Raw genomic sequence first — 25,711 nt, forward strand, 5'->3', positions numbered from 1 at the left:
GGGGGTTCCTGCGAAAGGTTCAGGCCACGGCACGTGGCGGATGGATGCGGGTGGGCATCCAGGCAATGAGGGGAATGAAGGCCAGCGCCACCAGTGCGACCACCCAGTACAGGTCGGCCGAAGTCAGCGCCTGTACCTGTGCATGCAGGCGCGCGCCCAGCTGCGGGCCATCGGCCAGCCACGGTTGCTCGCCAAGGCGGTCGACCAGCACGGTGGAATGGAAATGACGGCGGCCCTGGGCGACGGCATCCAGCACGCCACCGGCGAGCACGGCAGCGAAGCCCTTGACCGTGTTGAACCAGGCCGAGGCGAACGGGCCGTCCTGCGGCGCCAGGCCGCCGGTGGCCAGCATCAGCAGCGGCAGCACCGCCATCGGTTGCGCGAACACCTGCAGCAGCTGCACCCACAGGAAGTTGTCGCGGATCCAGGCCACGTCCAGGTGCGAGCCCAGCCAGCAGGCCAGCGCCAGCATCGCCAGGCCCGTGGCCTGCACCCAGCGGCAGTCCACCGCGCGGATGTTCAGCAGCGCCGCCACCAGCGGCAGCGCGATCACCTGCGGCAGCGCCACCCACAGCAGCATCGGTGCGGTCTGCAGCGGCCGGTAGCCCTGCACGCTGGCCAGGAACCCGGACGGGATCGAGATCACTGCCAGCAGCACGAACAGCACGCCGCCCAGCGTCACCAGCGAGTAGCTGAGATTGCGGTTGGCCAGCAGCTGCAGCTTGAAGAACGGCAGCGGATGGAACCATTCATTGATCATGAACAGCACCATCAGGCCGGCACCGCCATCGATCATCAGCGTGATCATCGGCGAGTCGAACCAGTTCAGGCGCGGGCCCTGCACCAGGCCCAGCACCAGCAGCACCAGCGCCGGCAGGCCCAGCAGCAGGCCGACGCCATCGAACTGGGCGAAGCGTTCCAGCCGCAGCGGGTCCTGAGGCAGGCCCCAGCCGACCATCGCCATGGCGGCCAGGCAGTACGGCACGATCTGCCAGAACGCCCAGTGCCAGCCCACCTGCTCGACCCAGAACGCGGCCAGCGGCGTGCCCATGCTCGGGCCGAACGTCGCCGTCAGTGCGTAGCCGGCCAGGCCATACAGCTTGATGCCCGGGGGCAGGAAGCGCAGCGCCACGCTCATCAGCAGCGGCGGCAGCGCGCCACCGCACAGGCCCTGCAGCGCGCGCAGCAGCAGGAACACCTGCAGGTTCGGGGCAAGCGGGCACAGCACGCCCAGCACCATGAAGCCACCGATCATCGCCAATGCGAAGCGGCGCAGCGAGAAGGTGGCGGCACACCACGGTGCGAAGGCCATCGCGCTGACCGACATCGCGCTGTAGAGGGCGACGATCCAGCTGCCGTCGTCGACGCTGAAACCCATCGCACCACGGATGTCGGCCAGGGCGACCTTGGTGATGTTCTCGTTGAAGCCCGACACCAGCACCGCCAGCAGCACGCCACACAGGCCGACCAGAATGCGGCGATCGAGCCCGGGGGCGGCGGCAGGACGGGGCGCTGCGGCGGCCGGGACAGCGGCGGCCGGCGTACTCATCGCCGGGCACCTATCCGTGCAGTGCACGGCATGTTGGGGGTCATTGGAATGCGCTCAGTGAAACTCCGGGGAGCGCAGTCTAGGGAGCCGGTACCCTGCGAAAAATGGCGCAACCCGCATCCCAGGCGTGCGCCAGGCGCACGCATGCAGATGTCAGCGCGGGGCCTCCCCTGCGCTTTCGCACATGGTCTTGATCGAGCGCCGCAGCCACTGGTGGGCGGCGTCGTTGTCCAGGCGTGGATGCCAGGCCTGCACGATGGCGGCGGTCCGCACCGGGATCGGCAGCGGGAACAGGCGCAGCGGCAGGCGCATGCTGACGATCCGCTCCAGCATCACGCTCGGCATCTGCGGCAGGATCAGGTCCGATTCGGCCGCCGCGAAGATCGCGCCGTGGAAGGTCGGGCTGATCAGCGCCACCCGCCGCTGCAGGCCCAGCGCGGCCAGATCATCGTCGATCGGGCCACGCGGCAAGCCGCGGCGCGACACCGCGATGTGGTCGCAGGCGGCAAAACGCTCGGCGCTGATCTCCTCATCGAACAAGGGATGATCTTCGCGCGCGGCGCCCATGAACGAGGTACTGAACAGGTTCTGCACCTTGGTATCGGGCGCATGCTTGCCGGCCGTGCTGATGTACAGGTCGATCCGGCCCTGCGCCATCGCATCGTCATCGGTATCGCCTTCGGGCACGAAGCGCAGCACTGCGCGCGGCGCCTGCTGGCGGAACAGCTCGCGCAGGCGTCCGCCGAACCCCCCGACGAACACATCATTGGCACGCACGCTGAAGGTCCGCTCGAGCACGCGCATGTCCACTTCACGACCGGCGTTGAAGACGCGGTGGGCCTGCTCGATCACATCGCGGACCTGCTCGCGCAGCTGCAGGGCGCGGGGCGTGGGCGCCAGACCGCGGCCGGCACGCACCAGCACCGGGTCGCCCAGCGCGGTGCGGATCCGGCCCAGGGTACGGCTCATCGCCGGCGCGCTCAGGTTCATCCGGCGCGCGGCGGCGGCCACGCTGCATTCGTCAATCAGCACGTCCAGTGCCAGCAACAGGTTCAGGTCCGGCAGGGGCATGACAGTCTCCAGTAAATCAGATGACTTTACGGCACTTGCAACCACGGTGGATTGCGTTAGACGCATTCATTGACTGCCGCGCACGGCATGGGTGCGCGCGGTGACATCGGCGACCATCCCCGGCCTGCCAAGGAGACATCCATGTTCAATACCCTGCTGGTCGCCCTGGATGGTGGCCCCCAGCACGCGCGCGTGCTGGACCTGGCCGCCGCCATCGCCGGCCCCCACAGCCGCCTGCACCTGCTGTGCGTGCTCGACCCCGAATTCGCGCTGGCGGCCGATGCCAGCGAAGCCGACCGCATCGAGTACCCGGAAGCCGCCCGCCAGCGCTCGCGGGCCGAAGCGGTGCTGGCCGAAGCCCTGGCCGAGCTGCGCGAACGCGGCGTCGACGCCATCGCGCAGATTCCCTCCGGCGACCCGGGCGAAGTGATCAGCGAGCAGGCCCGGCGCCTGAAGTGCGACCTGATCGTCATCGGCCACCGCCACCTGTCCCGGCTGGAACGCCTGTTCGAACCCTCGATCGGGCAATGGACCATCGACCACGCGCCCTGTCCGGTGCTGGTGGAAACCCGCGACCCACAGCCCTAGCCACCATGGCCTCCCGTTCCCCGTTGTTTCCCACCCGGGTCAACTACCGCGCCTTCGGTCGACAGTTCGGCCGCGGCGAACAGGCGCTGCTGGGCGCGATACGGCAGTTGCGCGACCCCGATCTGCAGGCCAATGGCCTTGCCCAGCTGAGCGGACTCGGGCTTGGCCAGGAGGGATGCGACGCCTTCATCGGCCTGCTGCCCCTGCTGGCCACCCCCGCCGCTCCGATCGATCTGCTGCCGGCCGGCTCTCCCTTCATTGCCGCCAGCGAGCTGGACCTGCTGGTCTGCCTGCTGCGCATCGCACAATGGCGGCATGCGCGGCCCCGCGAAGACGACACGCTGGCACCGTTGCGCCGGCAACTGGCACGCTGTGCGATGGCCGTGCAGGCGGCAAACCTGCCGTTGCGACAACGCTCGTTGTCACCGGTCGGGCTGAGGCTGCTCGATCCGACCGGCTGGTTGCGGCAGCGATAAGCCGTCGCGCCCCCCCGTGTGATCGCATGCAGAGAGCTGCTCAGCAGTCCATCGTTCCGTGCGTGCTGCCCTCGTCATCCAGCACGTGCGCATGCAGGATCACCTGGTTGCGGCCAGCCCGCTTGGCGGCATACAGGCCGGCATCGGCGTCTGCCAGCAACTGATCGGCACTGGCCAGAGCCGGCGGATGCAGGTAACCCACGCCGACGCTGATGCTGACCGGGCCTTCCGGCAATGGCAGCGCTTCGACCGCTTCGCGCAGCCGCTCGGCCAGCGCCAGCACGCCCGACAACGGGCTTCCGGGCACGATGACGGCGAACTCTTCACCGCCATAACGCGCAACGCTGTCACCACCGCGACCGGCTATGACCTTCAGCACCCCGGCCACCGCCTGCAGGCAACGATCACCGGCCGGATGGCCGTGCTGGTCGTTGAAGGCCTTGAAGTGGTCGATATCCACCAGCAGCAGGCCCAGCTCGGTGCCGCTGCGCCGTGCGCGATTCCACTCGGACGTCAGCCGTGCGTCGAACTCGCGGCGGTTGGCCACGCCGGTCAGGCCATCCTGCCGCGCCAGTTGATCCAGTGCTGCCTGGCGTTCCAGAAGATCGGTCTGCAGCAGGACGCTGCGCAGGCCGAAGCCAAGGGTGGCTACGACGAAGCCGGCAACGGCCAACGGCCGCGCATGATCGACCACCAGCGTGCCGACCACCAGCAGCAGCAATGGCAGGATGATCGGACCGGCGGCCTGCACCGTCCTCGCCAGCCGCGGGTGTGCCGTGGTGCCTGTGTCCGGCGCCGTGTCCAGCGCCAAGCAGGCGATCAGCAGAAAAGGTACGTCGATCAGCAGATCGTTGAACGCACCGAATGCATCATCGGAGGTGTAGTGGTTGATGTAGTAGGCCACCAGCAGATAGGCCAGTGCGTACAGCGCCAGTGCGCGGAAGAACCTGCGCCGTTCGGGCACGTCGCCGGCCAGCCATCGCACCACGGCGAACGCGGCGATACACAGGTTCTGGATGTCGAACATGCGCTGCATGTTGGACATCGCATGGGCGTCGACCTCGACACGGGCGGCGAACGATGCGGTGTGCACGAAGAACAGCACACCCAGCAGCGCCGCCATCGCCGCGTCGATCAGGCTGATGCTCAGGCGCTCGCGGCGTGCCCGGGCCAGGATGAACACCAGGGGCACGCCATACAGCACGTACAGGAACAGGCTTGCGCGCGGGGTGAAATCAGCACGCCCGGCGCCCAAGGCGTCGATCATGTTGAACGCCATGCCGCCGGCCCACAGCAGCAGTGCCAATGCCGTGGCGCGCCACCCCAGTGCCGCGCGGTCGCGGCGGGCCCGCCACAGGCAGGCGGCCGCCGCCAGCAGCGGTGCGCCGGTCAGAAAAACGAAGGAGCCTACCCCGGCGGGGCCAGGCCACAGGGCCAGCACCAGGCCATGGCACAGCACATACAGCAGCGCCAGCACTACCGGCATGCATCCCCCCGATCCGCAAGGCCGTCTACGCGCACGATAGCGCGCCGGCACGCCACAGCGGCGTGATCCACTGCGGCAAAACGACACTCCGAGTGCACCGCGATGGTAGTGCCGGCCGCTGGCCGGCAAACCCAATGAATCACAGGGCTGCAGGTTGCCGGCCAGCGGCCGGCGCTACCGGAAAGCGCTCAGCCCTGCAGGGCGCGGGCGTGGTGGGCGATGTGCTCGCCGATGAAGCTGGCGATGAAGTAGTAGCTGTGGTCGTAGCCGAGCTGCAGGCGCAGGGTCAGCGGATGGCCGGCGGCATCGCAGGCCTGCTGCAGGCGCTGCGGCTGCAGCTGGGTCTGCAGGAATTCGTCCGCCTCGCCCTGGTCGACCAGCAGCGGCAGGCGCTCGTCAGCCATAGCGATCAGCTCGCAGGCATCCCATTGCGCCCAGTCGGCCGGGTTGTCGCCCAGATAGGCATGGAAGGCCTTCTGCCCCCACGGCACGTGGCTGGGCGCGACGATCGGCGAAAACGCCGACACGCTGCGATAGCGCCCGGGGTTGCGCAGCGCGATCACCAGCGCGCCATGGCCGCCCATCGAATGGCCACTGATCGCGCGCGCGTCGGTCACCGCGAAGTTCGCCTCGATCAGCGCCGGCAGCTCCTGCGCCACGTAGTCATGCATGCGGTAGTGCTTCGCCCACGGTGCGCGGGTGGCATTGAGGTAGAACCCTGCCCCCTTGCCCAGGTCGTAGCCCTCGGCATCGGCTACGTCATCACCGCGCGGGCTGGTGTCGGGCGCGACGATGATCACACCGTGCTCGGCCGCATAACGCTGCGCGCCGGCCTTGGTGATGAAATTCTGCTCGGTGCAGGTCAGGCCGCTCAGCCAGTACAGCACCGGCAGCTTCTGTGTTTCCGCCTGCGGTGGCAGGTACACGGCGAACTGCATGTCGCAGCCCAGCGTGGTCGAATGATGGCGGTAGACGTCCTGCCAGCCGCCAAAACATGCGCGGTGTTCAATGCGTTCCATGGTGCTCTCCTGCGCGGCGCGTCAGCGCACGCGTGCTTCTGGTAGATGCCGACCTTGGTCGGGTTATCCACGCCCGGCGTGGATGCCTTGGTTGATCCGTTCATCCAGCTGTGCCAGCAGGCGCAGCAACGATTCGACGCCAGGCTGGCCGTCCAGGTTGCGATACGCCGCCACCGCCACGTCGCTGCGTGGTGGCCACTGGCCGTCGGCGCGGGCTTCGTGCAGGCGCGGCAGGAATACCTGCGCAAGCCACTGCTCGAACGGCATGCCATCGTCGCTGCCGAAGGCCGAAGTCACCGCACGCGGTGGTCCCACCTCGCCGTCGACCCAGCCCAGCGCACGCAACGCCTGCTCGATCGGCACCACCAGGGCCGCGCGCGGGTCTTCCGCACGCGGCCGGCGCAGGGCATCGAACCAGCCCATGACGTGGCTCAGTAGTGGACCACCGAACGGATCGACTTGCCTTCATGCATCAGGTCGAAGGCGTCGTTGATCTTGTCCAGGTCCATGGTGTGGGTGACGAACGGGGCCAGTTCGATATCGCCCTTCATCGCATCCTCGACCATGCCCGGCAGCTGGCTGCGGCCCTTCACGCCGCCGAAGGCGGTGCCCATCCACTTGCGCCCGGTCACCAGCTGGAACGGACGGGTGGAGATCTCCTGGCCCGAACCGGCCACGCCGATCACCACGCTCTGGCCCCAGCCACGGTGCGCGCATTCCAGCGCCGCGCGCATCACGTTGACGTTGCCGATGCACTCGAAGCTGTGGTCCACGCCCCAGGTGGTCATTTCAACGATGACCTGCTGGATCGGCTTGTCGAAGTCCTTCGGATTGATGCAGTCGGTGGCACCGAATTCGCGCGCCAGCTCGAACTTGGACGGGTTGGTGTCCACCGCGATGATGCGGCCGGCCTTGGCCTGGCGTGCACCCTGGATCACCGCCAGGCCGATGCCACCGAGGCCGAACACGGCCACGCTATCGCCTTCCTGCACCTTGGCGGTGTTGTGTACCGCGCCGATGCCGGTGGTGACGCCGCAGCCGAGCAGGCAGACATGTTCCGGGTTGGCGTCCGGGTTGATCTTGGCCAGCGAGACTTCGGCAACGACGGTGTACTCGCTGAAGGTCGAGCAACCCATGTAGTGGTACAGCGGCTCACCGTTGTAGCTGAAGCGGCTGGTGCCATCGGGCATCACACCCTTGCCCTGGGTGGCGCGCACGGCCACGCACAGGTTGGTCTTGCCGCTCTTGCAGAACAGGCACTCGCCGCACTCGGCGGTGTACAGCGGAATCACGTGGTCGCCGGGCTTGACGCTGGTCACGCCCTCGCCGACCTCCACCACGATGCCGGCACCTTCATGGCCCAGCACCACCGGGAACAGGCCTTCCGGGTCATCGCCGGACAGGGTGAACGCATCGGTGTGGCAGACACCGGTATGGGTGATCTTCACCAGCACCTCGCCTGCCTTCGGCGGGGCGACGTCGATCTCGACGATCTGCAGCGGCTGGCCGGGACCAAAGGCGACGGCGGCACGGGATTTCATGGGTGGACTCTCCAGAGACAGGCAATGACAGGATGGGCGGCGCCATGTTGCGCCATCGTTTATTTCAGGTACGAGCGGATCAACGCGCTCATGTCGCGCACGCGTTCGGCGCGTTGTTCATCGGAGGCTGCGGGTTGCCCGAACTCCTCGCGCAGATGAGCCTCCATCACCTCGGACATCAGGCCGTTGACCGCGCCACGGATGGCGGCGATCTGCTGCAGCACCGGCCCGCAGTCGGCGCCGGCTTCCAGCGCGCGGTCCAGCGCATCGCACTGGCCGCGGATGCGGCGCACGCGGGCCAGGACCTTTTTCTTCTCTTCGGGGGAGTGCGGCATGGCGGGCCACCTCGGAACTATACTGGGGGACAGTATACAAGCCGAAGTCACGAACTCAATCCTGGCCGGCTCAATCAAACAATCCCTCACCCGCCAACCGCGCCAGCTCATCCACCACGTAGCGCACCTTGGGCCGCAGGTGGCGTGTCGGTGGCCACAACGCGTGGATATCGATGTGCCGTTGCATGTGCGCATCCAGCACCGACCGCAGCGCGCCGGAATCCAGGTGGCGGCGCACCAGTGAAACCGGCATCTGGCAGATACCAAGCCCGGCGATGGCCGCCTCGATCACCGCGTCGCCGTCATTGAGTTGATACGGCGCATTCGGGATGAATGTCCCTTCGTCCTCCTCGCTACCGATCCGCCACCACACCGGTTGCCCGTGGCGGAAGCCAACAATGCTGCGGTGCTGCGCCAGTTCCTCCACCGTGCGCGGCACGCCGTGCGCCTGCAGATACTCTGGCGATGCGCAGGTGACCAGTCGCTGGCGCCCCAGCCGCCGCGCCACCAGATGCTCGGCCTGGTGCAGCCCGCCGAAGCGGATCAGCAGGTCGATGCCTTCCTCGACGGGATCGACGAAATGATCGGTGAAGGTCATCGTCAACTGCAGGTCCGGGTACTGCCGGCACAGCCGCAACAGCACCGGCAGCACCACCAGGCGCCCGAACGAGGATGGCATGTCGATGCGCAGCCGCCCGCTGGGCAGGCCGGCCGAACCCAGGCAGGCCTCGGCGGCGGAGATTTCTTCCAGCGCCGCCGCGCACGATGCGTAGTACGCCTCGCCATCGGTGGTCAGCGCGATGCGCCGCGTGGTGCGGTGGAACAGGCGCACCCCCAGCCGCGCTTCCAGCCGGGCGATGGCCTTGCCCACCGCCGAGCGCGAGATGCCCAGCGCGTCGGCGGCCTCGGTGAAGCTGCCTGAGCGGGCCGTGGTGACGAACGTGACCAGGCCATTCAACGATTCCAGCGGCAGCATCGTTCGCGCTCCATTGGGGACAAATAGTCCCGCACCCAGGGAGATCGAAGCGCTTTATGCGCCCGCATGTCAACTCCATCCTGTGTGCATCGCGCCGCTGGCGCCTTCCCCCGCATCGAGATGACCGACATGACCGCCGCCCTGTTCCGCCCCCTCGACCTTGCAGGCACTTCCCTGCGCAACCGCATCGCGATGGCGCCGATGACCCGTGCCCGCAACCCCGGAGCGGTCGCCAACGAACTCACCGCGCAGTACTACCGGCAGCGCGCCAGCGCCGGCCTGATCATCAGCGAAGGCACGCCTGTCTCGCCGCAGGGCCAGGGCTACATCGACGTGCCGGGCATCTGGTCGGCCGAGCAGGTGGCCGGGTGGAAGCGTGTCACCGAGGCGGTGCATGCCGCACAGGGCACGATCTTCGCCCAGCTCTGGCACGTCGGCCGCATGTCGCATTCCTCGCTGCAGCCCGGCGGTGGGCAACCGGTCAGCGCCGGTACCCGCCCGGTGGCCAGCGCACCGAAGAACACCTCGTTCGTGTACCTGGACGATGGCAGCCGCGGCCACGCCGATCCCACTCCGGCACGTGCACTGGAGACTGCGGAGATCCCCGGTATCGTCGACGACTTTGTGCGCGGGGCGGACAACGCCATTGCGGCCGGCTTCGACGGCATCGAACTGCATGCCGCCAACGGTTACCTGTTCGAGCAGTTCCTCAACCCGCTCATCAACCAGCGTGATGATCGCTACGGCGGCTCGCTGCCCAATCGTGCGCGCTTGATCCTGGAGACCGTCGATGCGATGGCGCAGCGTATCGGTGCGCATCGCATCGGCGTGCGCCTGGCACCGAACAACCTCACCTTCGACATGCCGTTCTACCCCGACAACGAAGCCACCTATCTGTACCTGGCCGAGGAACTGGGCAAGCGTGGGCTGGCCTACGTGCACCTCAACGACAACCTGCAGGCGGGCCGGTCGGTGCTGGGCGAGGCGTTCCTGCGGCAGTTCAAGCAGGCCTACGGTGGCACCGTCATCCTGGCAGGTGGCATGACCCGCGAACGCGCCCTGCAGCTGGTCGAAGCGGGCACCATCGACCTGGCCGCGTTCGGCCAGCCGTTCATCGCCAACCCGGATCTGGTCGAACGCCTGCAGCGCAACATCGCGTTGGCCACGCCCGACCGCAGCACCTATTACGGTGGCGGCGAAGCAGGCTACCTCGACTACCCGGCCGCGGGCTGATCCCCCACGGGGTCGGAGCCCTTTCCAACGGAAAGGGCTCTGACCCCTGTTCGGCGCACAAGGCGTCAGAGCCACGCTGCGCGCGGATCCGACCCCGGCCTTCAGGCGTCCTCGCGCACGTAGGCGAACGACTCGTCCAACCGCTCGAAGCCGATCACCTCAGCGACGATGGCCTGTGCATCCTCGTCGCTGATGTTTCCTTCAGCGATATCGTCAACGCGGGCGAACAGCCGCTGCAGGGCTGCGTACTGGTCATCGCGCAGGAACGGCTGGTGGCTCTGCAGCCAGCGCCGCAGGTTGCTGGCCAGCTCGCCGTGCGACAGCAGCGTGTACGGCCCCTGGTAGTCAGCAACGGCTTCGACCATCTTGCGGAACAGGAAATCCTGATAGCTGGCCGCCAGCACATCGGCACGATCATCGTCATGCCACACCAGCACGACGGGGGGCTCGGCAAAGCCGGGCGCGTTGCTCCAGAAGCAGTAGCTGTCGCCACCGCCGGTCCGCGCAAAGGGCAGCAACTGCAGGTCAGTGCGCAGGGGATTGTAATGATCCTCCGCAGTCAACTCCTGCCACGCCTCGAGCAGCTCATCGTCCTCCAGGGGCTCATAGTCCTGGGCATACAGCAGCACCGGCGGATCCGCCTGCAGCGTCGGGAATACCACCTCGGACCATTCCGGATGTGGGGCACCCCAACTCAACCGATCCGCTGCGTGCAGCTGCTTGAACAGGGGCGGGAAGGACTGGCCGGTGGCCTGTTCGATGCCGGATAGCGCGCTCATGGATGTCCTTGTCGATAGAGACCGCCCAGCTTGCCCGAATCCGCGCAGGAGATGAACGGGTCGCAGCACGCGGCAGGACTAGACTGCGACCACCGGATGCCGCCCATCGCTGCCATGAACGCCACTGCCCACAGCTTCATCGTCAACCTCGACGTGCCCGACCTGGCCGCCGCCGAAGACTTCTACATCCGGGCCTTCGGCCTGCGCATCGGCCGCCGTCTCGGCCCGGGCGCCGTGGAGCTGCTCGGTGGGCCAACGCCGCTCTACCTGCTGCACAACGACGCCGGCAGCGCCGCCACCGAAGACGGCGACGTGCGCGACTACGAGCGCCATTGGACGCCGCTGCACCTGGATTGGGTGGTGGATGACATCGAAGCCGCGCTGGTACGTGCAGTCGCAGCCGGAGCGACGCTCGAGCAATCCGTGCGCGAGCGTCGCTGGGGGCACATCGCCGTGCTGGCCGATCCGTTCGGCCACGGCTTCTGCCTGATCCAGTTCAGTGGCGAAGGCTACGACGCGCTGGTCGAATGACAGGCGCCACGTTCACCACGGCAACGGCACCGCTTCGCCGTTGGCGCGCTCGCCGTAGTACAGCGACGGCAGCAGGCGCGAGAGGAAACTGAACTCCGTGTAGCAATGCTTGAGCAGGCCCAGGCCGACCGCATCGCCGGCATCGCAGCGTGGATCGGCGCTGTCCAGGCCGAGCACGAAGCGGCTGCGCAGCACACAGCCAAACGGCGTATCACGCGCCACGTGCAGCATCTGCCCGTCGCAGGGATCACCGTTTGCATCCAGGCGGACGTGGTCGCCGAAGCCGATGCGCGCGGCGATCACCGCCGATACATCGCCTGCATCCTGTGCCGCCTGCAGGCGCTCGGGCACCAGCAGCGTGCGCGGGTCATGGAACTTCAGGCGCGCCGCCACCGGCGGAATGTCGGCCAGCGATTCCACCGCATGGATGCTGGCACCGTGGTAGCTGCGTCCGCGCTGCCAGGCCTCGTCCCAGCCGCGATGCTCGACATGATCGACCGGATGCCACCAGCGGATGTGCTGGGTGGTCTCGAAGAAGGTGAACCACCAGTCCAGCATGCGGCCCTTGCAGCCGTGCAGATCGATGCGCACCGCCACCAGCAGGGTGCCGTCTTCGCGGCGCTGGATGCCGGTCTCCAGGTGCATCGGCGCCGGGTCCAGCAGATCGTGGTGGTCCAGCCAGGCGCGTGCGTTCACAGCGGTATACATCGGGGTCTCCTGCGGTGTTGGGAGCCCCGACAATACGGAAACGCTATTCGTTTCGCAATTGTCCGGATGCGGTAAGATGGGCGCAATGAACAGCACCACCGTGCCCGAGCCCACATCACCGACCCGCCGCCGCGGCCGCCCTGCGCGGCCGGAAGCCGAAGTCCGCCACGCCGTGCTGCAGGCCACGCTGGAACTGCTGCTGGCGCAGGGCTACGAGGCCACCACCATCGAAGCGGTGGCGGCGCACGCCGGGGTGGCGAAGAAGACCGTCTACCGCCACGCCAGCAATCGCGAGGAACTGGTTGGGTTGGCGGTGCGTGAGTGGACCGACGGCTTCGCGCCACAACTGCAGCGCGATGCGCGCAATGCCCAAGAGGTCGTGCCGTTGCTGCAGCACATCCTGCACGCGGTGTGCGCGCAGGCGCTGTCGGCGCAGGCGGTGCAGGTGTTCCGCCTGCTGGCCACCGACTTTCCCGGCAAGGACGCGCTGCTGCAGGCCTATCTGGACAACGGCATCCAACGCGGCCGTGCGCTGCTGGCCGACTGGCTGGCGCGCCAGCAACAGCGTGGGCTGCTACGCGAGGGAGATCCTGTTCGCATGGCGCGATTGCTGCTGGCGATGGCCGTGGCCGAGCCGCTGCGCGAACGCGTGATCGGTGTGGTGGCCGAGGATGCGCCGGTGGACGTGCACCTGCGCGACTGCGTGGCGTTGTTGGCGCCGGTGTTGCAGGCGCCGTAAGGTTGCTCCATCCACGCGTGGCGTGGATCTACCGGCCGGTCCCGATTCGTTGGTCGGCAATGGCCTGCCCCGCAATGGCCTTCCCCGGTGGGTGCCGACCGTTGGTCGGCAATGGCCTTCCACGGTGCCGACCGTTGTTCGGCACTCCTGCAGCAACTCACTCGCGCAGCATGTCCACGAACGCGCGCAACGCACCGGGCATCTGCCGCTGCTTCGGGTAGTACAGCGCGAAGCCGGCGAACGGTTCGCTCCAGTCTTCCAGCACTGCCACCATCTGACCGGATTCGATGTACGGGCGGGCGGTGTCTTCCAGCACATAGGCCAGGCCGATGCCATCGAGTACCGCTCTGACCACGGTGCCCTGCTCGCACAGCGTCAGCCGCCCCGGTACATCGATCTCCAGCGCCTGCCCACCGCGCTCGAACTGCCACTTGTACAGATGCCCGCTGGCGAAGCGGAAGCGGATGCATTCGTGTGTGGCCAGGTCGCGCGGATGCTGTGGCGCCGGGCGCCGCCGCAGGTAGTCCGGCGAGCCGACAATCAAGCCACGCAGCGGTGGGCCCATCGGCACCGCCACCATGTCCTCGGGTACGAACTCGTGCAGGCGCACGCCGGCGTCGTAGCCTTCGGCAACGATATCGACCAGGCCATCGTTCTCGGTCAGCTCCACCCGCACGTCGGGATGGGCGTGCAGGAAGCGCGCCAGCCGTGGCCCCAACTGGGTCGGCACTGCGGCGCGGGTAGCATTGATACGCAGCAGGCCCGCCGGCGCGGCGCGGAACTGGTTCATCTCCTCCAGCGCGTCATTCACCTGGCCCAGCGCGGGCTGCAGGCGTTCCAGCAGGCGTTGCCCGGCCTCGGTCAGGGCCACGCTGCGGGTGGTGCGATGGAACAGGCCCACGCCCAACCGTTCCTCCAGCGCGCGGATCGCATAGCTCACCGCCGAGGTCGACAGCGCCAGCTCGGCGCCGGCACGGCGGAAGCTGCGGTGACGGGCGACCGCCGCAAACGCGGCCAGGTGGGTGAGATTGTCAGTGGCCATGATTGTGCAGTTTCACTTGATGAATCATGCCGATATCCGTGCTTCTTGCGGCTGGGTACGGGGCGTATTGTAAAACGCCTTTCGACAAACCCTGCCAAGGATTCCCCATGTCCCTCGCCCGTGGTTACGCCGCCCACTCCCATACCGACCCGCTGGTGCCCTTCGAGTTCGAACGCCGCGCGGTCGGCCCGGACGATGTGCGCATCGAGATCCTCTACAGCGGCATCTGCCACTCCGACCTGCACCAGGCCCGCGACGACTGGGGTGGCTCGATCTACCCGATGGTGCCAGGCCACGAGATCATCGGCCGCGTGACCGAGGTCGGCAGCAACGTCACCCGCTTCAAGGTCGGCGACCACGCCGGCGTCGGCTGTATGGTCGACTCCTGCCGCCACTGCGATGCCTGCGAGCACGACCTGGAGCAGTACTGCGCAGAGGGCGCGACCTGGACCTACAACGGCCGTGAACGCGAAAGCGGCGCGCCGACCTACGGCGGCTATTCCGACCACGTGGTGGTCGAACAGCGCTTCGTGGTGAAGGTGTCCGACACCCTCGACCTGAAGGCCGCCGCCCCGCTGCTGTGCGCCGGCATCACCACCTGGTCGCCGCTGCGCCACTGGAAGGTCGGCCCGGGCCAGAAGGTCGGCGTGATCGGCCTCGGTGGCCTCGGCCACATGGGCGTGAAGTTCGCCAAGGCACTCGGCGCGCACGTGGTGATGATCACCACCACGCCGGAAAAGGGTGCCGACGCCAAGCGCCTGGGCGCCGATGAGGTACTGGTCTCGCGCGATGCCGCGCAGATGAAGGCGCACGCCGGCAGCTTCGACTTCCTGCTCAACACCATCCCGGTCGGCCATGACACCAACCCTTACATGGGCCTGCTCAAGCGTGAAGCCACCATGTGCCTGGTCGGCGTGCTGACCGAACTGGACCCGCCGTTGACCGGTGGCAGCGTGATCTTCGGCCGCAAGCACCTGACCGGCTCGGCGATTGGCGGCATGGCTGAAACCCAGGAAATGATGGACTTCTGTGCCGAGCACGGCATCGTCAGCGATGTGGAGATGATCGACATCAAGAACGTCAACGAAGCCTGGGAACGCATGGCGAAGAACGATGTGCGCTACCGCTTCGTGATCGACATGGCGACGATGAAGGACGCGGCCTGATCCAGGGCAGATGCGAAAAAGAAAAACCCCGGCAATGCCGGGGTTTTTTTCTGGTAGTGCCGGGCGCTGGCCGGCGCCCCCGCCTGGCTGCCGGCCAGCGGCCGGCACTACCGCAATCCACTCAGTACGCGAATTCGCGGAACACCGGATCGACGTCGCCGTGCCAGCGGCCATGGAACAGCGCCAGCTTGCGCTCGGCCGGGGTCAGCCCGGATTCGACGATCTCCTGCAGCACGTCCAGGAACTTGCTCTCGTCCTGGCCGTCGGCATTGCGCGCCGCGCGGCGCTTGAGGCCTTCGACGGAAATCTTCACGGCTTCGCGGGCCAGGTCGCGCACCGTGCCATTGCGGAACGGCAGGCTCATCGCATGCTTCGGCACGCCGTCGCGCAGTGCATGGCGCTCGGCCAGGGTGAAGTCACGCACCAGGTCCCACGCAGCGTCCAGCGCGGCGTCGTCGTACAGCAGGCCGACCCAGAACGCCGGCAGCGCACACAGGCGGCTCCACGGACCACCATCGGCGCCGCGCATTTCCAGGTACTTCTTCAGGCGCACTTCCGGGAACGCGGTGGTCATGTGGTCCGACCAGTCGCGCAGCGTCGGCAGCGCGCCCGGCAGCACCGGCAGCCTGGCCTGCATGAAATCGCGGAAGCTCTGCCCGCTGGCGTCATGGTAGATGCCATCGCGGTAGGAGAAATACATCGGCACGTCGAGCAGGTAATCGACATAGCGCTCGTAACCGAAGCCATCCTCGAACACGAAGTCGAGCATGCCGGTGCGGTCAGCGTCGGTGTCGGTCCAGATGTGCGAGCGGTAGCTCAGGTAGCCGTTGGGCTTGCCTTCGGTGAACGGCGAATCGGCGAACAGCGCGGTGGCGATCGGCTGCAGCGCCAGCGATACGCGGAACTTCTTCACCATGTCCGCTTCGGTGGCGTAGTCCAGGTTCACCTGTACCGTGCAGGTGCGGGTCATCATGTCCAGGCCGAGCGAACCGACCTTGGGCATGTACGAACGCATGATCTTGTAGCGGCCCTTGGGCATCCAAGGCATCTCGTCGCGCTTCCACTTCGGCTGGAAGCCCATGCCGAGGAAACCCAGCTGCAGTTCGCCGGCCACCTGCGCCACTTCGTTGAGGTGGGTGCCGGTCTCCACGCAGGTCTGGTGGATGGTCTCCAGCGCCGCACCGGACAATTCCAGCTGGCCGGCCGGTTCCAGCGTCACCGAGGCGCCATCGCGCAGCAGGGCGATCGTGTTGCCGTTCTCCTGCACCGGCTCCCAGCCGAAGCGGACCAGGCCGTTGAGCAGCGCTTCGATGCCGCGCTCGCCTTCGAAGGTCGGCGGGCGCAGGTCATCCAGGCGGAACCCGAACTTCTCGTGCTCGGTGCCGATGCGCCACTGCGCGCGGGGCTTCTCGCCGGAGGCGATCACCTCCACCAGCTGCGAGCGGTCGGTAATGGGGGTATCGGCGACGTGGCTGGGGCTCGACAAGGGAAAGGCTCGCTGGACGGTGGCGGGGGATGTGGGGCTCGCGGCCTTCCATCGCAAGGGCGCACTATAGCGTGGCACCCCGTTGCGTCATGCGACGGTGACGGGTTTCAGCATCCTACCGACGCCCTCTTGACCCTCGTACACTCAGAGCCATGAGCCGCCATTCACGACACCCCGAACTGCATCGCTCCGAGCGCGTCGGCTGGCTGCGAGCCGCCGTGCTGGGCGCCAACGATGGCATCGTCTCGGTGGCTGGCCTGGTGGTCGGCGTGGCCGCCAGCGGCGCCTCGGCTGCGACCATCCTGGCCACCGGCGTGGCAGGTACCGTGGCCGGCGCGATGTCGATGGCGGCGGGCGAATATGTCTCGGTGCAGACCCAGGCCGACACCGAAGAGGCCGACCTGGCAATGGAAAAGCGCGAGCTGCGCGACGATCCGCACAGCGAACTGGAGGAGCTGGCCGCGATCTACCGCCACCGCGGCCTGGAGCCTGCGCTGGCGCGGCAGGTGGCCGAACAGCTCACCGCCCACGATGCGCTGGGTGCCCACGCCCGCGACGAACTGGGCATCACCGATACCCTGCGCGCCCGCCCGCTGCAGGCAGCGCTGGCCTCGGCCGGTGCGTTCACCTGCGGTGCGGCGCTGCCAGTGCTGACCGCCCTGCTGGCGCCGGTCGACAAGGTCGCACTGATGACCACGGCCAGTACCCTGCTCGGCCTGTGCCTGACCGGCGCGGTGGCAGCCCAGGCCGGCGGCGCCCCGCCGGTACGCGGCGCAATACGGGTGATGTTCTGGGGTGCACTGGCAATGGCCGCGGCGGCCGGCGTCGGTCGCCTGTTCGGCGCCCAGGTGACATGACCGGCATGCTGCCGCCAGTTACCGCACTGCTGGCCGAGATGGCCAGCCTGGCCGGCTGCGCACGCGCCGAAGGTTATGCGTGCATCACCGCTCGGCGCGAACATGGCGCCAGCTCGGTGGAGATTCCGCAACCGCAGTTCGCGATCCTGCTGGAAGGCCGCAAGCAGGTGCGTACCGCGCACCAGTTGCTGGAGTTCATCCCCGGCGACATCCTGCTGCTGACCCAGCGCTGCCGCATCGATGTAGTCAACACCCCCGACCCACGCAGTGGCCGCTACCTCAGCGCCATCGTGCCGCTGTGTGCCGAAGTGCTGGCGGCCGCTCGCACGCTGTGGAGCGAGGAGCTTCCCGCGCCAGGCCAGGCGATGGCGAGACTGCCGTTGATCGATCATGGCGCGGTGCTGCGCCAGTGGCGGCAATCGCTGCAGGACGGTCGTTACAGCGAAGCGCGGCTGGCCCTGGCCTCGCTGGTACTGACCTTGTGCCGGCAGGGCCACGGCAACCTGCTGCTGCCGCAGGCACCGAGCCTGGGCGAACAGATCCGCGACCGCATCGCCGCCGAACCGGCCCGCGACTGGCAATCGCGCGATGTGGAAGAACAGTTCGCGCTGAGCGGCGCGACACTGCGCCGCCGTCTTGCCGCCGAGGACACCAGCCTGCGCCAGCTGCTCACCGAGGCACGGCTGGCGCATGGCATGCAGCTGCTCTACACCACCGACCTGCCGCTGAAGACCGTGGCAGCGCGCGCGGGCTACCGGTCTGCGGCGAGTTTCAGCAAGCGCTTCGCCGAGCAGTACGGACTGGCTCCCACAGACATTTGAGGGGGTTCGGCAGGGCTTGCAGCCCTGCACCTGCTCAATGCAACGGCAACGGCAACGGCCAAAGCCAGAGCCAGAGCCAGAGCGGCATTCCGTGGGATGGCGGGGCGGTGTGGGTGGGCAGGACACGCCGTAAACCCATCCATGGGGGCTCGATGGCGCCATCCATGGCGCCAACGGTCCTGCCCACCCACACCGCCCCACCTCTGACAGATCTTCGCGACTGTTGGTAGGTGTCGACCTTGGTCGACACATCTGTCAGATATCGAATGAAACTCTGGGGTCAGATCCGTTTTCCTGCGGAAAACGGATCTGACCCCACGAGCTGACAGATCGCGGAAAACTGTCGAAGGCGGGGTGGGTCCGGTTGCGGGAGTGTCCGCGGCATGGATGCCGCGGCCAAGCCCCCATGGACGGGTCTACGGCGTCTCCCGCAACCGGACCCGCCCCGCCATCCCACGGATAGCCCGCTGTCGCTGTTGCTGTTGCTTCGGCCGTTGCCCTGGCTCGTAGCGGGTTCAGGGCGCAGCCCTGCAGACAACACCCCTTCCCTGAGCATTCCGCGCAGTGGTTTGAGCGCCGCGCACACGCCGGCCACGGCACTCTGGGCACAACGGAACCGCCCGTCATCCACCGAGAACCGCCATGACCCTGCGTCCCCTGCCGCTGCGCGGCGCCCTGCTGCTGGCCCTGTCGTCCCTGCCGCTGGTCGCGCTGGCCGAGGCCACTTCGCCCGCCCCCACCCAGCAGGTGCCTGGTGTCTATCACCAGCGCATCGGTGCGCTGCAGGTCACCGCCCTGTTCGACGGCGTGGTCGCGCTCGGCCGGCAGGAAGTGGTGGACGTGCCGCCGACGCTGGTCAGCCGCCTGCTGGAAGGCCGTTACGTGCCGGAAGACAAGAAGGGCCTGCAGACCGCGATCAATGCGTTCCTGATCCGCCAGGGCAACCACCTGACCCTGGTCGACACCGGCACCGCGCAGTGCTTTGGCCCCGGCCTGGGCCAGGTGCTGGGCAATCTGCGCGCCTCCGGCGTGGACCCGGCCGAGGTAGATGAGGTGCTGCTGACCCACGCCCATCCGGACCACCTGTGCGGCGTACTCGACGCGCAGGGCAAGCCGGCCTATCCCAATGCCACGGTGTGGCTGTCCAAGGCCGATGCCGATTACTGGCTCAACCCGGCCAGCGAGGGCACCGCGCCAAAGGGCGTGCGCTTCGCCTTCCCGCTGGCACGCAATGCGGTCGCGCCATACCAGGCCAGCGGCCACCTGCGCACCTTCAGCCCCGGCGACGCCCTGCCCGGCGGCGCGGTGGCGATGGACACCCATGGCCATACCCCCGGCCATGTCTCCTACCGGTTCGACAGCCAGGGCCAGTCACTGCTGGTGTGGGGCGATGTGCTGCACTTCCACGCGGTGCAGTTCGCGCATCCGGAAGCGGCATTCGAGGCGGATTCGGACCGCAAGGCGGCCATCGCCAGCCGGCGGGCGCTGTTGCAGCAGGCCACCGCCAACGGCTGGTGGGTGGCCGGTGCGCACCTGCCGTTCCCCGGCCTGGGCCATGTGCGTGGCGAGGGTAAGGCCTATGCGTGGGTGCCGGCGGAGTATTCGCCGTTGTGAGGGTGTGCCGACCAAGGTCGGCACCCACCGATCGGGTAGCGCCCGGCTGCCAGCCGGGCGACCGGAAATGCCTTATTCCAGCCCCAGCCAGCCGCCGATCACGCCGCGGGCTTCGTCCACGCCGGTACGGTCTTCGCCGGAGAACACCTGCACGCTGACGCTGTCGCCGTAGGCCGATTGCAGTTCCTTGCGCACCTTCTGCAGGGACTGCATCTGCTGGCTGCGGCTGAGCTTGTCGGCCTTGGTCAGGAGGGCGTGCGCCGGCAGGCCGCGCTGCACGGCGTAGGACAGCATCTGCCGGTCGTAGTCCTTCAGCGGATGGCGGATGTCCATCACCACCACCAGCCCCTTCAGGGCTTCGCGGGTGCGGAAATACTTGTCGATGAAGGCCTGCCAGTGCGCCTGCAGGTCCAGCGGCACCTTTGCATAGCCATAACCTGGCAGGTCGACCAGATGTGCTTCCGGGGTGACCTGGAAGAACACCAGCTGCTGGGTACGGCCAGGGGTCTTGGAGACACGGGCCAGGGCGTTCTGGCGGGTCAGCGCGTTGAGCGCACTGGACTTGCCGGCGTTGGAGCGGCCGGCGAAGGCCACTTCGGCCCCTTCGTCGGGCGGCAGCTGCCGCACGTTGTGGGCCGAAAGGTGGTAACGGGCGCGTTCGATGAGCAATGACATGTGCCTAGGATCGCATGTTGCGGCGCCGCGCGCCCGTGCCGGCGGCCTCTGCGGGCATTTTGCTGCACTGCTGCGTTGACCGTGCGCGGAAACGGCGTTGATAATCCGGGCGATGCCGGCGGCCACCGCCCGGCCCGGTCCATACGGAGCTTCAGCATGCGCCACGCTCGCGTTCTTGCCGTATCCGCCCTTGCCACTGCTGTAGTCGTTGCCGCTGCTGCGTTCGCGCAGACCACGTTGACCCCGCTGCCCGACAACGGGCCGATCAACACCGCCTCGCTGGAGGTGGATTTCAGCAAGACCCACTGGGGCGATGCCAAGGCCGGCCAGACCAAGGCCTCGGCCTGCGCGGCCTGCCATGGCGCCGACGGCAATTCCACGGTGGAGATGTACCCGTCCATCGCCGGCCAGAGCGAACGCTACGTCGCCCAGCAGATGGCCCTGATCGCCAATGGGCAGCGCAGCTCCGGTGCGGCGGTGGCGATGGTGCCGTTCGTGCAGAATCTCACCCCGCAGGACATGCGCGACATCGGCGCGTTCTTCGCCACGCAGAAGGCCACCGCCGGCATCGCCGATGACACGGCAGTCACCGACGGCCCGTACAAGGGCATGAAGTTCTACGAGATCGGCCAGCAGCTGTACCGTGGCGGCGACGCCAAGCGCGGCCTGCCGGCCTGCATGGCGTGCCACGGCCCCAGCGGTGCCGGTAATCCGGGTCCGGCCTATCCGCACATCGGTGGTCAGCACGCCAGCTATGTCGCGCGCCGCCTGCAGGAATACCAGGCCGGCCAGACCAACGAGACCGACAAGGCCCACTTCCAGATCATGGCGACAGTCGCGCAGAAGCTGAGCGAGCAGGAGGTGCAGGCGCTGTCGAGCTACCTGCAGGGCCTGCACAACAAGGCCGACGATGTGGCCACTGCCCCCCCGTCGGCGCAACCGGCTGCCGCCCCCTGACCACCACTGGTCGGCCCGGGCCGCCACCACGGCCCGCGCCTGCGGTATGTTTCCTTCACGCCGGCGACCGCGCCGGCGTTGCTTTTTTCAACGGAGATGCGTGTCGATGAGGTTGATTTCCCGCCTGCTGTTGTCCGTGCTGGTGCTGCTGCCGCTGGCAGCCTGCGCCGCTACCCCCGCCAATGCCCCGCTGGTCGAGGGCAAAGACTACGAGCGCATCGCCCAGCCGGGCCCGTTCCAGCCGCTGGCCGGCAAGATCGAGGTGGTCGAGGTCTTCGGCTACACCTGCCCGCATTGCGCCCACTTCGAACCGCAGCTGGAAGCCTGGGCGGCCAAGCTGCCGGCCGACGTGCGCTTCACCCCGGTCCCGGCTGCCTTCGGTGGCGCCTGGGATGCCTGGGCACTTGCCTACTACGCCGCCGACGAGGTCGGCGTGGCCAAGCGCAGCCACGCTGCCGTGTTCAAGGCCCTGCACGAGCAGGGATCGCTGCCGATGCAGAACGTCTCGGCCGATGAGCTCGCCACCTTCTACAAGGCGTATGGCGTGACCCCGGACCGTTACCTGCAGGCCCTGCGCGGCGACGCCGTACAGAAGAAGGTCGATGCCGCGCGCGCGTTCGCCCAGCGCACCAGGATCCCGGGGACCCCGGCGCTGATCATCAACGGCCAGTACCTGGTGCGTGGCAACAGCTTCGACGACCAGCTGCGCATCGCCTCGGCGCTGATCGCCAAGGCCCGCGCTGCCCGCGGCCGCTGAACCAACACCCACCACCGACACGGCGCTGTCGCCGCCGCATGTCATCATTTCCCTCTGGCCGGCGCCTGGCGCCGGCCCCACCATTCCAGATGCTGGAGACGTTTCCATGAAGATCCGTTACGCCCTCGCCCTCGCAGCGCTGCTGCCGATCCTGGCTGCCTGCAAGGCTGATGACGGCAGCACCAACACCACCGCGGCCCCGGCCGAACCGGCTGTAGCCCCGGCAGCCACCACCGAACCGGCTGCTGCGCCGGCGGCGGGCAGCGAAGGCGCCGCGCCGGCTGCCGCTGAAGGCGAGAAGGCCCCGGCCGAAGCGGCTCCGGCCACCGCACCGGCCCCGACCACCGCCGCACTGACCGGCCCGGCCCCGGTGGAAGGTGCCGACTACCAGGTGATCCCGAACGGCCAGCCGTTCCAGCCGGCCACCGGCAAGATCGAAGTGACCGAGATCTTCGGCTACGTCTGCCCGGCCTGCGCCGCATTCCAGCCGCTGGTAGGCCCGTGGAAGGCCGGCCTTCCGAGCGACGTGAACTTCGTCTACGTGCCGGCCATGTTCGGCGGCACCTGGGATGACTACGCCCGTGCCTTCTACGCCGCGCAGACCCTGGGCGTGCAGGAGAAGACCCACGAAGCGCTGTACGCCGCCATCCACTCGCAGAAGACCCTGAAGGGCGAGCGCGGCCGTGATTCGGTGGAAGACATCGCCAAATTCTACGGTGCCTACGGCGTGGATCCGAAGCAGTTCGCCGCCACCATGGGCAGCTTCGCAGTGAATGCCAAGACCAACTCGGCCAAGCAGTTCGCGCAGCGCAGCCAGATCAGCGGCACCCCGTCGATCATCGTCAACGGCAAGTACCTGGTGAAGGGCAAGAGCTTCCCGGACATGCTGCGCATCGCCGACCACCTGATCGCCCGCGAACGCGGTGCGGCCCAGGCTCACTGATCCAAGAGAAGCGTTTCCCGGCCGTGAATTCCCCCCGTACACGGACCCTGCGCTTGCTGACGGCCAACATCCAGGCCGGCTCAAGTACCCGCCGCTACAGCGACTATGTGACCCGCAGCTGGTCACATGCGCTGCCGGCGGGTCGCAAGCGCAGCAGCCTTGACGCGATCGCCACCTTGGCGCGCGACCATGACATCGTCGGCCTGCAGGAGGCCGACCCGGGCAGCCTGCGCTCGGGCTTCACCAACCAGACCCACTATTTGGCCCAGCGCGCCGGATTCAATTACTGGAGCCACCAGCCGAACCGGCGCATGGGTGGGGTCGCCTCCAGCGCCAACGGCCTGTTGAGCAAGCTGGAACCGGTTGAAGTGCAGGATCACGCCCTGCCCGGCCGCATCGGCGGGCGCGGCGTGCTGCTGGCCAAGTTCGGCGACGGCACCGATGGCCTGGCGGTGGCAGTGGCGCATCTGTCGCTGGGCGCGGGATCGCGGATGTCGCAGCTGGGCTTCATCGCCGAGCTGTTGTCCGACCACCCCAACGCAGTACTGATGGGCGACTTCAACTGCCTGGCCGAGCGCCCGGAAATGCAGGTGCTGTACCAGAAGACCCGGCTGCAGCCCCCGGGCTGCATCGTGCCCACCTTCCCCAGCTGGCGCCCGGACCGCGCCATCGACCACATCCTGGTCAGCAGCGGTCTGCAGACCCGCACCGTGGAAGCCGTACCGGCCGCGTTCTCCGATCACCTCGCCCTGGCGATGCAGATCGACGTCCCGGCCGACGCCCTGCGCTGACTCGCCGTTACGGTAGGTGCGGACCGTTGGTCCGCACGCTCTGCGCCGGGCGCCGCCCGGCGCCCCCTAAATCGGGGCATAAACGACTTAATCCCCTCCGTCCCCTTTTTTCAGGCGGTGACGGGTGCCTTCAGGCGCCGCGCGGTCATCGTGCTGCCCACCGAGGCCAACACCGTGCAGCCGATCGCCAGCCACTGCAGCCCGTGCAGGTGCTCGTGCAGCAACAGCATCGCCCACAGCGCGGCCACCGCCGGCTCCATGCTGATCAGGATGCCAAAGGTCTCCTTCGGCAGGCGCTTGAGCGCCATCATTTCCAGCGACATCGGGATCGCGCTGGACACCAGTGCCACCAGCAGGCCCGCCGCGAGGATCTTCGGATCGAGCAGCGCGGCACCGGCATGCACCACGCCCACCGGCACCACCACCAGTGACGCCGCCAGCAGCCCCAGCGAGACCGAGTGCCCAGCATGCAGATGACCGGCACGCTTGCCGAACACGATGTACAGGCCCCAGCAGGCCGCCGCGCCCATCGCGTACAGCACACCGGCCGGGTCCAGCGCCGGGCCACCACCGATCGGCAGCAGCAACAGCAGCCCCACCGCCGCGCAGCCCACCCAGAGGAAATCGATCGGACGTCGTGATGACAGCATCGCCACCGTCAGCGGCCCGGTGAACTCGATGGCCACCGCGATGCCGAAGGGAATGGTGCGCAGGGCCATGTAGAACAGCAGGTTCATCAGGCCCAGGGTGAGCCCGTAGCGCAGGATGGTGATGGCATCCGGGCGGCTGGTCTTCCAGCGCCATGGCCGCCAGAACAGCAGCAGCAAGAGCGCTGAAAAGCCCACGCGCAGCGCGCTCGTGCCCTGCGCACCGATCAGCGGGAACAGGTGTTTTGCGTAGGAGGTGCCGATGGCCAGCGAGGTGACCGAGCCGAGCACCGCCAGCGCCGGCAACATCGGCGCGAGTCGTGAGGTCTGCATGCGCAAAGTCTATTGCGCCGGCGCCGAGCACTTGGCTCAATTGACAGCCTGTTCGTGCAACTTCTGCTCGCCATGGCCATCGCTCCCGTGCTCGACAGCTTCGACCGCGCCATCCTCGACCTCCTGCAGCGGAATAACACCCTGCCGCAGCGCGAAATCGCCGAGGCCGTGCACCTGTCCACGCCGGCCGTGCAACGCCGCATCAAGCGCCTGCAGGACAGTGGCGTGATCGCCGCCAACGTGGCGGTCGTCGCCGCAGCCAGGATCGGTCGGCCGCTGACCATCATCGTCGAGGTGCGCGTGGTCAGCGAGCAGCGCGAACGCGTGGCGCCGTTCAAGCGACGCGTGCAGGACGACCCTGCGGTACAGCAGTGCTACTCGATCACCGGCGATGGCGATTTCCTGCTGCTGCTTTCGGCCGCGTCGATGGAAGAATACGAGGCGATCACCGAGCGGTTGTTCGGCAGCGATGACAACATCGAACGCTTCCGCACATCGGTGGCACTGGGCACGCTGAAGCGGAGTTTCGAGGTGCCGCTGCTGCCTGTGCCGTAGCGTCGAGCCATGCTCGACGGCTTTGGGGCCGCAAGG

At 67.8% G+C, this 25,711-nt stretch carries 28 protein-coding genes; 14 read left to right on the top strand and 14 right to left on the bottom strand.

Annotated elements, in window-relative coordinates; genetic code table 11:
* Positions 1–19 precede the first annotated feature (19 nt).
* The gene (locus AC5P5R_RS08165; protein WP_100438108.1) at positions 20–1,549 is read right to left on the bottom strand and encodes an MFS transporter; all 1,530 of its coding nucleotides are present in this window, start codon (positions 1,547–1,549) and stop codon (positions 20–22) included.
* Positions 1,550–1,702: 153 nt separating this feature from the next.
* Positions 1,703–2,620, bottom strand: coding sequence for a LysR family transcriptional regulator (locus AC5P5R_RS08170; RefSeq protein WP_005411002.1), 918 nt, complete (start codon positions 2,618–2,620; stop codon positions 1,703–1,705).
* 141 nt (positions 2,621–2,761) lie between these two features.
* Between AC5P5R_RS08170 and AC5P5R_RS08175 the strand changes: the two genes are divergently transcribed.
* Together AC5P5R_RS08175 and AC5P5R_RS08180 are read left to right on the top strand one after the other, a co-directional pair.
* On the top strand, positions 2,762–3,208 hold the full coding sequence (locus AC5P5R_RS08175) for a universal stress protein (RefSeq protein WP_032129880.1): 447 nt from the start codon (positions 2,762–2,764) through the stop codon (positions 3,206–3,208).
* Between the two features lie 5 nt (positions 3,209–3,213).
* Positions 3,214–3,684: a hypothetical protein gene (locus tag AC5P5R_RS08180; protein WP_043034031.1), complete on the top strand. Its 471-nt coding sequence runs from the start codon at positions 3,214–3,216 to the stop codon at positions 3,682–3,684.
* Positions 3,685–3,724: 40 nt separating this feature from the next.
* Here the strand turns inward: AC5P5R_RS08180 and AC5P5R_RS08185 are convergent, their stop codons facing one another.
* The 6 genes from AC5P5R_RS08185 to AC5P5R_RS08210 form a co-directional block, all read right to left on the bottom strand.
* Positions 3,725–5,170 carry a GGDEF domain-containing protein gene (locus AC5P5R_RS08185; protein WP_100438109.1) on the bottom strand — a complete coding sequence of 482 codons (1,446 nt, stop codon included), beginning with the start codon at positions 5,168–5,170 and terminating at the stop codon, positions 3,725–3,727.
* Between the two features lie 188 nt (positions 5,171–5,358).
* The gene (fghA, locus tag AC5P5R_RS08190; RefSeq protein WP_099524261.1) at positions 5,359–6,189 is read right to left on the bottom strand and encodes an S-formylglutathione hydrolase; all 831 of its coding nucleotides are present in this window, start codon (positions 6,187–6,189) and stop codon (positions 5,359–5,361) included.
* Between the two features lie 63 nt (positions 6,190–6,252).
* On the bottom strand, positions 6,253–6,612 hold the full coding sequence (locus AC5P5R_RS08195) for a YqcC family protein (protein WP_005411007.1): 360 nt from the start codon (positions 6,610–6,612) through the stop codon (positions 6,253–6,255).
* Between the two features lie 8 nt (positions 6,613–6,620).
* Entirely contained in the window at positions 6,621–7,730 is a 1,110-nt protein-coding gene (locus tag AC5P5R_RS08200) for an S-(hydroxymethyl)glutathione dehydrogenase/class III alcohol dehydrogenase (protein ID WP_005411008.1), read from the bottom strand.
* A 59-nt stretch (positions 7,731–7,789) separates the two neighbouring features.
* Positions 7,790–8,065, bottom strand: coding sequence for a formaldehyde-responsive transcriptional repressor FrmR (gene frmR / locus AC5P5R_RS08205; protein ID WP_005411009.1), 276 nt, complete (start codon positions 8,063–8,065; stop codon positions 7,790–7,792).
* Between the two features lie 70 nt (positions 8,066–8,135).
* Positions 8,136–9,041: a LysR family transcriptional regulator gene (locus tag AC5P5R_RS08210; RefSeq protein WP_100438111.1), complete on the bottom strand. Its 906-nt coding sequence runs from the start codon at positions 9,039–9,041 to the stop codon at positions 8,136–8,138.
* A 129-nt stretch (positions 9,042–9,170) separates the two neighbouring features.
* Here AC5P5R_RS08210 and AC5P5R_RS08215 point away from each other — a divergent pair, with 129 nt between their 5' ends.
* Positions 9,171–10,274, top strand: a complete 1,104-nt coding sequence (locus tag AC5P5R_RS08215; RefSeq protein ID WP_164281629.1) for an alkene reductase — start codon at positions 9,171–9,173, stop codon at positions 10,272–10,274.
* Between the two features lie 101 nt (positions 10,275–10,375).
* Here AC5P5R_RS08215 and AC5P5R_RS08220 read toward each other — a convergent pair whose 3' ends face one another.
* Entirely contained in the window at positions 10,376–11,053 is a 678-nt protein-coding gene (locus AC5P5R_RS08220; RefSeq protein ID WP_005411012.1) for an SMI1/KNR4 family protein, read from the bottom strand.
* A gap of 114 nt (positions 11,054–11,167) precedes the next feature.
* On the opposite strand from AC5P5R_RS08220, the gene AC5P5R_RS08225 reads away from it, so the two are divergent.
* The gene (locus tag AC5P5R_RS08225; RefSeq protein WP_049403557.1) at positions 11,168–11,584 is read left to right on the top strand and encodes a VOC family protein; all 417 of its coding nucleotides are present in this window, start codon (positions 11,168–11,170) and stop codon (positions 11,582–11,584) included.
* 12 nt (positions 11,585–11,596) lie between these two features.
* Here the strand turns inward: AC5P5R_RS08225 and AC5P5R_RS08230 are convergent, their stop codons facing one another.
* The gene (locus tag AC5P5R_RS08230) at positions 11,597–12,292 is read right to left on the bottom strand and encodes a DAPG hydrolase family protein (protein WP_100438112.1); all 696 of its coding nucleotides are present in this window, start codon (positions 12,290–12,292) and stop codon (positions 11,597–11,599) included.
* A 76-nt stretch (positions 12,293–12,368) separates the two neighbouring features.
* Here AC5P5R_RS08230 and AC5P5R_RS08235 point away from each other — a divergent pair, with 76 nt between their 5' ends.
* Positions 12,369–13,031: a TetR/AcrR family transcriptional regulator gene (locus AC5P5R_RS08235; protein WP_164281630.1), complete on the top strand. Its 663-nt coding sequence runs from the start codon at positions 12,369–12,371 to the stop codon at positions 13,029–13,031.
* Positions 13,032–13,188: 157 nt separating this feature from the next.
* Here AC5P5R_RS08235 and AC5P5R_RS08240 read toward each other — a convergent pair whose 3' ends face one another.
* Positions 13,189–14,073: a LysR family transcriptional regulator gene (locus tag AC5P5R_RS08240; protein ID WP_005411016.1), complete on the bottom strand. Its 885-nt coding sequence runs from the start codon at positions 14,071–14,073 to the stop codon at positions 13,189–13,191.
* Positions 14,074–14,180: 107 nt separating this feature from the next.
* Here AC5P5R_RS08240 and AC5P5R_RS08245 point away from each other — a divergent pair, with 107 nt between their 5' ends.
* Positions 14,181–15,239 (top strand): NAD(P)-dependent alcohol dehydrogenase, encoded by a 1,059-nt coding sequence (locus AC5P5R_RS08245; protein WP_012481247.1) that lies wholly within the window; start codon positions 14,181–14,183, stop codon positions 15,237–15,239.
* 121 nt (positions 15,240–15,360) lie between these two features.
* On the opposite strand, the gene AC5P5R_RS08250 is transcribed toward AC5P5R_RS08245, so the two are convergent.
* Positions 15,361–16,725 carry a glutamate--cysteine ligase gene (locus AC5P5R_RS08250; protein WP_005414465.1) on the bottom strand — a complete coding sequence of 455 codons (1,365 nt, stop codon included), beginning with the start codon at positions 16,723–16,725 and terminating at the stop codon, positions 15,361–15,363.
* 152 nt (positions 16,726–16,877) lie between these two features.
* On the opposite strand from AC5P5R_RS08250, the gene AC5P5R_RS08255 reads away from it, so the two are divergent.
* The 3 genes from AC5P5R_RS08255 to AC5P5R_RS08265 all read left to right on the top strand — a co-directional run bounded on the left by AC5P5R_RS08255 (position 16,878) and on the right by AC5P5R_RS08265 (position 20,017).
* Complete coding sequence (locus tag AC5P5R_RS08255) at positions 16,878–17,582, top strand: VIT1/CCC1 transporter family protein (protein ID WP_005414466.1); 705 nt, start codon at positions 16,878–16,880, stop codon at positions 17,580–17,582.
* Positions 17,579–18,403, top strand: coding sequence for a helix-turn-helix transcriptional regulator (locus tag AC5P5R_RS08260; protein ID WP_100438113.1), 825 nt, complete (start codon positions 17,579–17,581; stop codon positions 18,401–18,403). The genes AC5P5R_RS08255 and AC5P5R_RS08260 overlap by 4 nt, the downstream gene beginning before the upstream one ends.
* 642 nt (positions 18,404–19,045) lie before the next feature.
* Positions 19,046–20,017 carry an MBL fold metallo-hydrolase gene (locus AC5P5R_RS08265; protein ID WP_099530705.1) on the top strand — a complete coding sequence of 324 codons (972 nt, stop codon included), beginning with the start codon at positions 19,046–19,048 and terminating at the stop codon, positions 20,015–20,017.
* 72 nt (positions 20,018–20,089) lie between these two features.
* Here the strand turns inward: AC5P5R_RS08265 and yihA are convergent, their stop codons facing one another.
* Entirely contained in the window at positions 20,090–20,692 is a 603-nt protein-coding gene (gene yihA / locus AC5P5R_RS08270; RefSeq protein ID WP_005411022.1) for a ribosome biogenesis GTP-binding protein YihA/YsxC, read from the bottom strand.
* 156 nt (positions 20,693–20,848) lie between these two features.
* On the opposite strand from yihA, the gene AC5P5R_RS08275 reads away from it, so the two are divergent.
* The 4 genes from AC5P5R_RS08275 (at position 20,849) to AC5P5R_RS08290 (ending at position 24,140) form a co-directional block, all read left to right on the top strand.
* Positions 20,849–21,649, top strand: a complete 801-nt coding sequence (locus AC5P5R_RS08275) for a c-type cytochrome (RefSeq protein ID WP_005411023.1) — start codon at positions 20,849–20,851, stop codon at positions 21,647–21,649.
* A gap of 106 nt (positions 21,650–21,755) precedes the next feature.
* The gene (locus AC5P5R_RS08280) at positions 21,756–22,406 is read left to right on the top strand and encodes a thiol:disulfide interchange protein DsbA/DsbL (RefSeq protein ID WP_076739031.1); all 651 of its coding nucleotides are present in this window, start codon (positions 21,756–21,758) and stop codon (positions 22,404–22,406) included.
* Positions 22,407–22,512: 106 nt separating this feature from the next.
* Positions 22,513–23,349 (top strand): thiol:disulfide interchange protein DsbA/DsbL, encoded by an 837-nt coding sequence (locus AC5P5R_RS08285; protein WP_076739032.1) that lies wholly within the window; start codon positions 22,513–22,515, stop codon positions 23,347–23,349.
* Positions 23,350–23,402: 53 nt separating this feature from the next.
* Positions 23,403–24,140, top strand: coding sequence for an endonuclease/exonuclease/phosphatase family protein (locus AC5P5R_RS08290; RefSeq protein ID WP_021202520.1), 738 nt, complete (start codon positions 23,403–23,405; stop codon positions 24,138–24,140).
* Between the two features lie 110 nt (positions 24,141–24,250).
* Here the strand turns inward: AC5P5R_RS08290 and AC5P5R_RS08295 are convergent, their stop codons facing one another.
* Positions 24,251–25,120, bottom strand: a complete 870-nt coding sequence (locus AC5P5R_RS08295) for an EamA family transporter (RefSeq protein ID WP_100438132.1) — start codon at positions 25,118–25,120, stop codon at positions 24,251–24,253.
* A 72-nt stretch (positions 25,121–25,192) separates the two neighbouring features.
* On the opposite strand from AC5P5R_RS08295, the gene AC5P5R_RS08300 reads away from it, so the two are divergent.
* Complete coding sequence (locus AC5P5R_RS08300) at positions 25,193–25,675, top strand: Lrp/AsnC family transcriptional regulator (RefSeq protein ID WP_100438114.1); 483 nt, start codon at positions 25,193–25,195, stop codon at positions 25,673–25,675.
* The last annotated feature ends 36 nt before the right edge of the window (positions 25,676–25,711 follow it).

The organism is Stenotrophomonas sp. YJH_SMC_19, assembly GCF_059367915.1.

Excerpts from the sequence above, each read along its gene's own strand:
- AC5P5R_RS08255 (WP_005414466.1), top strand. The coding sequence starts at position 16,878 with ATGAGCCGCCATTCACGACACCCCGAACTGCATCGCTCCGAGCGCGTC.
- AC5P5R_RS08300 (WP_100438114.1), top strand. The coding sequence starts at position 25,193 with ATGGCCATCGCTCCCGTGCTCGACAGCTTCGACCGCGCCATCCTCGAC.
- AC5P5R_RS08280 (WP_076739031.1), top strand. The coding sequence starts at position 21,756 with ATGAGGTTGATTTCCCGCCTGCTGTTGTCCGTGCTGGTGCTGCTGCCG.
- AC5P5R_RS08260 (WP_100438113.1), top strand. The coding sequence starts at position 17,579 with ATGACCGGCATGCTGCCGCCAGTTACCGCACTGCTGGCCGAGATGGCC.
- AC5P5R_RS08220 (WP_005411012.1), bottom strand. The coding sequence starts at position 11,053 with ATGAGCGCGCTATCCGGCATCGAACAGGCCACCGGCCAGTCCTTCCCG.
- AC5P5R_RS08185 (WP_100438109.1), bottom strand. The coding sequence starts at position 5,170 with ATGCCGGTAGTGCTGGCGCTGCTGTATGTGCTGTGCCATGGCCTGGTG.
- AC5P5R_RS08295 (WP_100438132.1), bottom strand. The coding sequence starts at position 25,120 with ATGCAGACCTCACGACTCGCGCCGATGTTGCCGGCGCTGGCGGTGCTC.
- AC5P5R_RS08225 (WP_049403557.1), top strand. The coding sequence starts at position 11,168 with ATGAACGCCACTGCCCACAGCTTCATCGTCAACCTCGACGTGCCCGAC.
- AC5P5R_RS08245 (WP_012481247.1), top strand. The coding sequence starts at position 14,181 with ATGTCCCTCGCCCGTGGTTACGCCGCCCACTCCCATACCGACCCGCTG.
- AC5P5R_RS08230 (WP_100438112.1), bottom strand. The coding sequence starts at position 12,292 with ATGTATACCGCTGTGAACGCACGCGCCTGGCTGGACCACCACGATCTG.
- AC5P5R_RS08275 (WP_005411023.1), top strand. The coding sequence starts at position 20,849 with ATGCGCCACGCTCGCGTTCTTGCCGTATCCGCCCTTGCCACTGCTGTA.
- frmR (WP_005411009.1), bottom strand. The coding sequence starts at position 8,065 with ATGCCGCACTCCCCCGAAGAGAAGAAAAAGGTCCTGGCCCGCGTGCGC.
- fghA (WP_099524261.1), bottom strand. The coding sequence starts at position 6,189 with ATGGAACGCATTGAACACCGCGCATGTTTTGGCGGCTGGCAGGACGTC.
- AC5P5R_RS08215 (WP_164281629.1), top strand. The coding sequence starts at position 9,171 with ATGACCGCCGCCCTGTTCCGCCCCCTCGACCTTGCAGGCACTTCCCTG.
- yihA (WP_005411022.1), bottom strand. The coding sequence starts at position 20,692 with ATGTCATTGCTCATCGAACGCGCCCGTTACCACCTTTCGGCCCACAAC.
- AC5P5R_RS08240 (WP_005411016.1), bottom strand. The coding sequence starts at position 14,073 with ATGGCCACTGACAATCTCACCCACCTGGCCGCGTTTGCGGCGGTCGCC.
- AC5P5R_RS08175 (WP_032129880.1), top strand. The coding sequence starts at position 2,762 with ATGTTCAATACCCTGCTGGTCGCCCTGGATGGTGGCCCCCAGCACGCG.
- AC5P5R_RS08180 (WP_043034031.1), top strand. The coding sequence starts at position 3,214 with ATGGCCTCCCGTTCCCCGTTGTTTCCCACCCGGGTCAACTACCGCGCC.
- AC5P5R_RS08170 (WP_005411002.1), bottom strand. The coding sequence starts at position 2,620 with ATGCCCCTGCCGGACCTGAACCTGTTGCTGGCACTGGACGTGCTGATT.
- AC5P5R_RS08200 (WP_005411008.1), bottom strand. The coding sequence starts at position 7,730 with ATGAAATCCCGTGCCGCCGTCGCCTTTGGTCCCGGCCAGCCGCTGCAG.
- AC5P5R_RS08235 (WP_164281630.1), top strand. The coding sequence starts at position 12,369 with ATGGGCGCAATGAACAGCACCACCGTGCCCGAGCCCACATCACCGACC.
- AC5P5R_RS08195 (WP_005411007.1), bottom strand. The coding sequence starts at position 6,612 with ATGGGCTGGTTCGATGCCCTGCGCCGGCCGCGTGCGGAAGACCCGCGC.
- AC5P5R_RS08265 (WP_099530705.1), top strand. The coding sequence starts at position 19,046 with ATGACCCTGCGTCCCCTGCCGCTGCGCGGCGCCCTGCTGCTGGCCCTG.
- AC5P5R_RS08165 (WP_100438108.1), bottom strand. The coding sequence starts at position 1,549 with ATGAGTACGCCGGCCGCCGCTGTCCCGGCCGCCGCAGCGCCCCGTCCT.
- AC5P5R_RS08210 (WP_100438111.1), bottom strand. The coding sequence starts at position 9,041 with ATGCTGCCGCTGGAATCGTTGAATGGCCTGGTCACGTTCGTCACCACG.
- AC5P5R_RS08285 (WP_076739032.1), top strand. The coding sequence starts at position 22,513 with ATGAAGATCCGTTACGCCCTCGCCCTCGCAGCGCTGCTGCCGATCCTG.